The organism is Flavobacterium orientale (assembly GCF_014638005.1).
GTDB classification, from domain to species: Bacteria; Bacteroidota; Bacteroidia; order Flavobacteriales; family Flavobacteriaceae; genus Flavobacterium; species Flavobacterium orientale.
The window spans coordinates 43,005-49,004 of the sequence record NZ_BMFG01000013.1 but is presented as its reverse complement, the minus strand read 5'-3'; the positions used below and the strand labels follow the sequence as shown (position 1 = coordinate 49,004).

Genomic DNA, 6,000 nt, shown 5'->3' with positions numbered 1-6,000 from the left:
GTATGGTTACTACTACGGAGGCAAAACATGTGCAATCACAGTTCCTGGAGGAACACCTGAGCCAACGCCTGTTGATTTCACACGTGATGCTGTTTCGGACAGTCCACTTGCTAATGAATTTACGGCAATAGCCTATCCGAATCCGTTCAACGACAGTTTCAATTTGGATATCAAAGGTAATCATACAGCACCGGTTCAAGTAACGGTTTACGATATGATGGGTCGTTTGTTGGAGAACAACACGATTACCGTTGACCAAGCGAATAACATGAACATTGGAGCGAACTACCCAACAGGTGTTTACAACGTGGTTGTGACGCAAGGGGAGGAAGTGAAGATGATTCGCGTTGTGAAACAGTAACTGAGTTGCTGAGTGACTGAGATGCTGAAACGAGTTCAGCATGACAATAATGTACAGAAATATAGAAGAGACCTTCGAGAGATCGGGGGTCTTTTTTTTTGGGGTAACCAATTACCCATTACCCATTACCGATTACCCATATTGCAAGATAGACCTTCGAGAAATCGAGGGTCTTTTCTTTTTGAGGTACTTAGTTGGTCAAGTAGGTAAAAATGGCAACTATTGAATTAAAATCAAATAGTGAAAAAATAAGAAAAAAGTAAGTTTAAATGAGCTGAATGTTTAATGAACCGGTTACTGAACGGGTTGTGAGGGGAAATGCTGTTGTCGTTGTGGATTTTACCTTTCTTGGGGTTAGTTACCCAATGATGAACGGAAGTACGGCTTCTTCTTTTAGTCCCGTGTAACTACAAAACTCTTCGATGGACACCAATTGGTAGTCCGGTTTGTGGAAGTGTCTTTTGACTTCCAATAGCAGCAGTCTTGAGCCTCGGTAACTTTTACCAGTAATTCTTTGAACATCTTTTGGGTATATGCAGACTCTCTTTTGTTCTGTTTTCATATACGTCAACCATTTTTAGGCTGCTTTTGGTTGGTTTGTAAAAGAGACACAACTTGTTGCAACTAGTAATGGAATTGGAGTTAAATATAGTAATATTTTTGAAATAAGCAAAAGACAAATGGTATAGGTAATAGGGAAAAGTAGGAGACATTACAGGTGATTAAAGAGGAGTGTTCAATAGATTGTGTCATTTAATTTTAAAAACTGTAAACTTCCGTATAATTTGTCTACCGGGAAGTTGGTAGAATAAAATAGTAATGAATAGGTCGTTTAGTCAGCTCCGGAGGAGCGTACTGTTTGTAGAACAAATAAAGTGCTACCCGAAGCCCCAACGGGGCGACCTGTTACATGATGTGAAAGGAAGTGGAAAACAAGAAATAAATTTAGAAAACCGGAACCCCAATTTTTTTTACTATCGGACTGTTTCAGTTTTTTTATGTCTTTAGGTAGACTGATTTAGTACAAAAGCGATAGGCAAAAATGGTCAAAAAAGGTCTTTTTAGTCAATTATAGTCAAACAAGGTCAAGGTGATTTTTAGGATAAAAAAGAAAGGTAAATATTTGCCCTGTTATTCATTTGAAGATGCATCAAAAATTGGTTTAACAGGGCTACCGGAATGGGTCCAATAGGCATTCCGATACGTACAATTTTTTAAATCTTAGAAATTATGGCAAAACAAAAAGGCATAATTAAGTTGAAAGGTACACTTGGTGATATTACCTTTTATAAATCCAAAGACGGGTATGTAGCCCGCGAAAAAGGAGGCGTGGACTCCAATCGAATGGCAAACGACCCGGCCTTCCAGCGTACACGTGAAAACAATGCGGAATTTGGCAGGGCCGGAAAAGCCGGTCGTATGTTGCGAAACGCACTTCGTGGTTTGTTAATCAATGCAACCGATAATAGAATGGTCGGACGATTGACACAACGAATGATGAAAGTCATTCAAGCTGATGCGGTAAATGAAAGAGGCCTACGCAATGTCATTGACGGCGAAGCCGAATTGTTAAGTGGTTTTGAGTTTAACATCCGTGGTAAATTAAGCACCAGTTTGTATGCTCCATTTGAAACCGCTATCGATCGTACTGCCGGAACCTTATCGGTTACACTTCCTTCATTTGTTCCTTTGAATATGTTGGTGGCTCCCGGTGGAACTACCCATTTCAGAATCATTTCCGGTGGAGCCGAAGTTGATTTTGAGCAGGAGTCATACGTGATGGAAAGAACGGAAACGGCCATTTTACCTTGGAATGCTGCTGCCACTGCGGTTCTTTCGCTCGAAAATACGGTACCGGCTAACAGCACCAAGCCTTTGTTCTTGGTGTTGGGCTTGGACTTTTTTCAAGAAGTAAATGGCGAAATGTACCCTTTGAAAAATGGTGCTTTTAATCCGTTGTCACTTGTGGCCGTGGATGGAGGCGTGTAATTCAAATTTTAAATTTTGATTTTTAAAATCTGAAGGTAAAAGTTAGAACATGATTTTGACTTTAAAAAGAACTTATTTCCCCAAAGGAGTGAATGGAAAATTGACGTGCGACGGACAGTTGGTTTGTTACACTATAGAATTGCCTTGGAACGACAATGCAAGGCAGGTTTCCTGCATTCCGGAGGGGGAATATTTTATCGAGAAACGGTACAGCTCAAAGTACCGATGGCATATGGAAGTAAAAGGCGTTCCCAATCGGGATTACATATTATTTCATGCGGCCAATCATGCTTTGACAGAGCTTAAAGGGTGTATCGCACCTGTCTTGACACTATCCGGACCCGGTGAGGGCTTGTATTCCCGACGGGCTTTTAATCAGCTAAAAGCCTTGGTGTATGCAGCCATTGAGCGTGGCGAACGGGTAGTAGTAACAATAACCTCTTAATTTTTATAAGATGAATTTAGTAGATCGAGCTAAGGCTCCCACACCCAAATTTTTTAAAGTGCTTCGTAGCTTGGGTTTGGTGATAGCGGGAGTAGGTGGTACACTGGTAGCCGCTCCTATTGTTTTACCGGCAGTGGTAGTAACTGTGGGTGGTTATATGGCGGTAGCCGGCAGTGTATTGTCAGCAGTTAGCCAAATCACCACAGCGGACTGCACAACCGAACCGGAAGATGAACGGGCCTAATTCGGTGACTGTCGGCACGGCAGGAGGTACACTTTTAAGTATGGTACCCATCATCAACTCGACGGATATTGCCAGAACAATTGTTTTGGCTGCTCTTGGAGCAACGGTGAGTTGTTTAGTGTCCCTATTTTTAAGGTATCTCTTTAGGAAGCATAAAAAGTAATTTTTTACCCCAACCGAAAGGTTGGGGTTTTTTGTGGGAACAAAGTATGCAGGTCAATTTGATTATAATTTAAATAGATCTTAAATAAAAAATTTTCCCTAGTTATGTCTCACTGTCATTTTATTCCCATTCAAACGTATCAATAAACAACCCCAAAAGATACAATTGAAGAACACAACTGTCCTCTAAATCAGCGTTGGTTAATTGAGCCAGTTCAACAAAAGCCAGGTCCTTGGCAAAGGACTTCTCTCCAATCAATTGCTCAATTTGTATTGCCATGGCTTCTTCAAGATTGGGATGGTCTTCCAAGATAAGGTAGTTTTTAAGTAGCACTTTGATTCCTAATTGAAAAGGTTGTTCAGGAACAACGAAAGCTTGAAAATACATGTCGCTGATTCGCAAACTCATTCCTTCGAATTCCATTGGTGTATCAGTACCATTATCGTACGCTTCAAGATTCTTGGCAGGCTGTATAAAGGCAGTAATTTTCCACCGCTCCAATTTTGGTGCATGATAAACCAACAATTCCACTTCTTGAAAGAAGTTGGGATTGCCGCTTGCGGTGATAATAAATTCCGATTGATAGGGTCTGGGTATAATTTGATATCCCAAATTTTTATGATACGCACTAAGAGCAGTGGTTACTGTTGCTATTTTTTCAAGTGCAACTTCCTCAGGTAAGTCATAGAGCAAATGGAGGGCTAGATTTACTTTTTCAAATTGGTGCCAAAAGTTTTGAATAGCAGTCATGTTTTTTGAGTTGCTGAGTTGTTGTGTTACTGCGTTTTTAGGAGATTTCATAAGGAGATATTTTATTTTCGTTTGTCGGTTGCGGAATGATCAAAGGCGATTAGATTGCATAATTCGCGGAGGCGGCTTCGAACGCGGTTGCCGTATTGGGTTTCAATCTCGGAGGCGGAGAGGTTGGTGGTGATGTGGGTTTTAATGTTTTTTGCGATATAGAGGTCATAACGGCTCAGCAGGATTTCTGCCATGACGTTGCATTCGTTACCAAAGTATTTGAGGTTGCTTTCCGTACCTAAGTCGTCAAAGCAAATGGCTCTTGGGTTAGATTCGTAGAGCTTCCCTTTGCTGTATTTGTGAATGATTTGGTAACCGTCTTGAATGAATTCGAAACCAATGTCTCGGCAAGGTTTAATGTTGAACTTGTGTTCCGTTGCCGTGAGGTGTTTCATGAGGTGCATCAACGTTGTTTTGCCGCAGCCGATTGGACCGGTAAGTAGTATTCCTTTATTTAAATCCATATTGTGCTGAAAACACGTTGGCTCGTCGTTTAGAAAATAGGCGATGAGCTTGTATAGTATTGGGTAATCGGCTTCTACGATTTTGAAATGATTGCCGTATAGGTTGATGCCTTTGGCTTCGAGCCAATTGATTACTTCGGGGTAGGAGTAGTGGGATTTTATTTCGTTTTGCATTGGAAAGGGTTTCAAGTTTAGCTTCGTTCTGTTCGGCTTCGCCTCGGGTTTGGTTTCAAGTTCAAGCACAAATACGCTTCGCTTTTTTATTGGAACACGGATGACACAGATTAAACAGATTTACACGGATTTGATAGCTTCGCTATAATAGATTTACACGGATTTCATTTGTGCTATTTATAGCGTTTTATATTTAACCGCAAAGACCACAAAGGTTAACGCAATCCCGAAAGTTTTCGGGACGCAAAGGATGAGATACTGAAACAAGTTCAGTATGACAGGGCCTACTGCGTAGGAGGTTTGCTTCGCTAGTTTGGCTAAAGCTTTGGGCCACGGATTTTCACGGATTCGCCACCCCGCCCTTCGGGCACCCCTCCAGAGGAGGGGAATTTTAGAGCGGTTCGTCATAGTTTTTTGAGGTGGTTGCGTTGAGTTGGTTGGGTTTTAGGGTTTGTGGGGTGGTGTTGAAGTTTTGGCTGTTGAGCATCCAGTTTTCGGCAGCAGCTTGCCAGTTGAGCATGGGAGTTTTGCCTCCCACGAGCCAGCCAATGCTCGAAAAGTAGTTGTGAAACTTTTGGGCTTCAAGCTGGGGGTACTGCCGGCTTTGAAAATAAGTGACTATTTCGGTAAGTTCGGGTGGTGGGCATCCTTTCTTTTTTTGCGGCAACTTTTTTTCTTTGGTTGCAGGATCTTCTTCTTGAGCAATGGAATTGATTTTTTCAATTTTTTGTACCGGCCCGTTTTCCTTTGTTTCCTTTGTGCTGTTTTTTGAGTTTGTACTGTTTGTATTGTTTATTGAAGATACCACTGCTTGTTCGCTACCCGTTGTAGCAGTTGTACGGTTCTTGTTTACTACCGGTTCAGCAACCGATTCACGAAGGGGTTCATTTTGTGTTGTGCTTTCTACGTACTCCTCCGGATTTGCTACCGCTGAAAGCGGGTATACTGTGACATGGCTTCCTTTGAACGGGTTAAAAGAGGGTTCATATTTAATGTAACCCGAGTTGTGTAGGTTTTTCAAACATTTGTGATACGTAGCTTTGGAACTGATTTTACTGATTTGCATGATTTCATCCCGGCTGATGCTAATGGGGTTGCGAAATCGGTTGCAATTCCAACACTGGAATAAAGCCATGTAGATGCTGATGTGGGTTGGGTTTAAGGTGCTGTCTTGGATGATTTTATCAAAGAAGGCGGCGAGGTGTTTAATGTAGTTCATTTTGCTAGTGATTGGTGAAGAGAAATTAGTGATTAGTGAAGAGTAATTAGTGATTAGTCTTGCTTGAACTGCGTTCAAGAGTTGACCTGCTTTGCAGGAGATACTTCGACACTTCGACAAGCTCAGTGCAGGCAAGCTCG

The 6,000-nt window shown here is 41.6% G+C and carries 8 protein-coding genes; 5 read left to right on the top strand and 3 right to left on the bottom strand.

Annotated elements, in window-relative coordinates:
* The 5 genes from IEV15_RS13620 to IEV15_RS13605 form a co-directional block, all read left to right on the top strand.
* A partial coding sequence (locus IEV15_RS13620; RefSeq protein ID WP_188363091.1) for a T9SS type A sorting domain-containing protein occupies window positions 1-361 on the top strand: 361 nt, incomplete at its 5' end.
* Window positions 362-639: 278 nt separating this feature from the next.
* The gene (locus tag IEV15_RS14680; RefSeq protein ID WP_262891226.1) at window positions 640-768 is read left to right on the top strand and encodes a hypothetical protein; all 129 of its coding nucleotides are present in this window, start codon (window positions 640-642) and stop codon (window positions 766-768) included.
* A gap of 823 nt (window positions 769-1,591) precedes the next feature.
* Window positions 1,592-2,350 (top strand): hypothetical protein, encoded by a 759-nt coding sequence (locus tag IEV15_RS13615; RefSeq protein ID WP_188363090.1) that lies wholly within the window; start codon window positions 1,592-1,594, stop codon window positions 2,348-2,350.
* A gap of 49 nt (window positions 2,351-2,399) precedes the next feature.
* A complete protein-coding gene (locus tag IEV15_RS13610; RefSeq protein WP_188363089.1) occupies window positions 2,400-2,795 on the top strand; it encodes a DUF5675 family protein in 396 nt (131 codons plus the stop codon).
* Between the two features lie 10 nt (window positions 2,796-2,805).
* Window positions 2,806-3,039 carry a hypothetical protein gene (locus IEV15_RS13605; protein ID WP_188363088.1) on the top strand — a complete coding sequence of 78 codons (234 nt, stop codon included), beginning with the start codon at window positions 2,806-2,808 and terminating at the stop codon, window positions 3,037-3,039.
* A gap of 283 nt (window positions 3,040-3,322) precedes the next feature.
* Here IEV15_RS13605 and IEV15_RS13600 read toward each other — a convergent pair whose 3' ends face one another.
* The 3 genes from IEV15_RS13600 to IEV15_RS13590 form a co-directional block, all read right to left on the bottom strand.
* Window positions 3,323-4,003, bottom strand: a complete 681-nt coding sequence (locus IEV15_RS13600; RefSeq protein ID WP_188363087.1) for a hypothetical protein — start codon at window positions 4,001-4,003, stop codon at window positions 3,323-3,325.
* An 11-nt stretch (window positions 4,004-4,014) separates the two neighbouring features.
* The gene (locus IEV15_RS13595) at window positions 4,015-4,641 is read right to left on the bottom strand and encodes a P-loop NTPase family protein (RefSeq protein ID WP_188363086.1); all 627 of its coding nucleotides are present in this window, start codon (window positions 4,639-4,641) and stop codon (window positions 4,015-4,017) included.
* 391 nt (window positions 4,642-5,032) lie between these two features.
* The gene (locus IEV15_RS13590) at window positions 5,033-5,860 is read right to left on the bottom strand and encodes a transcriptional regulator (RefSeq protein ID WP_188363085.1); all 828 of its coding nucleotides are present in this window, start codon (window positions 5,858-5,860) and stop codon (window positions 5,033-5,035) included.
* Between the last annotated feature and the right edge of the window lie 140 nt (window positions 5,861-6,000).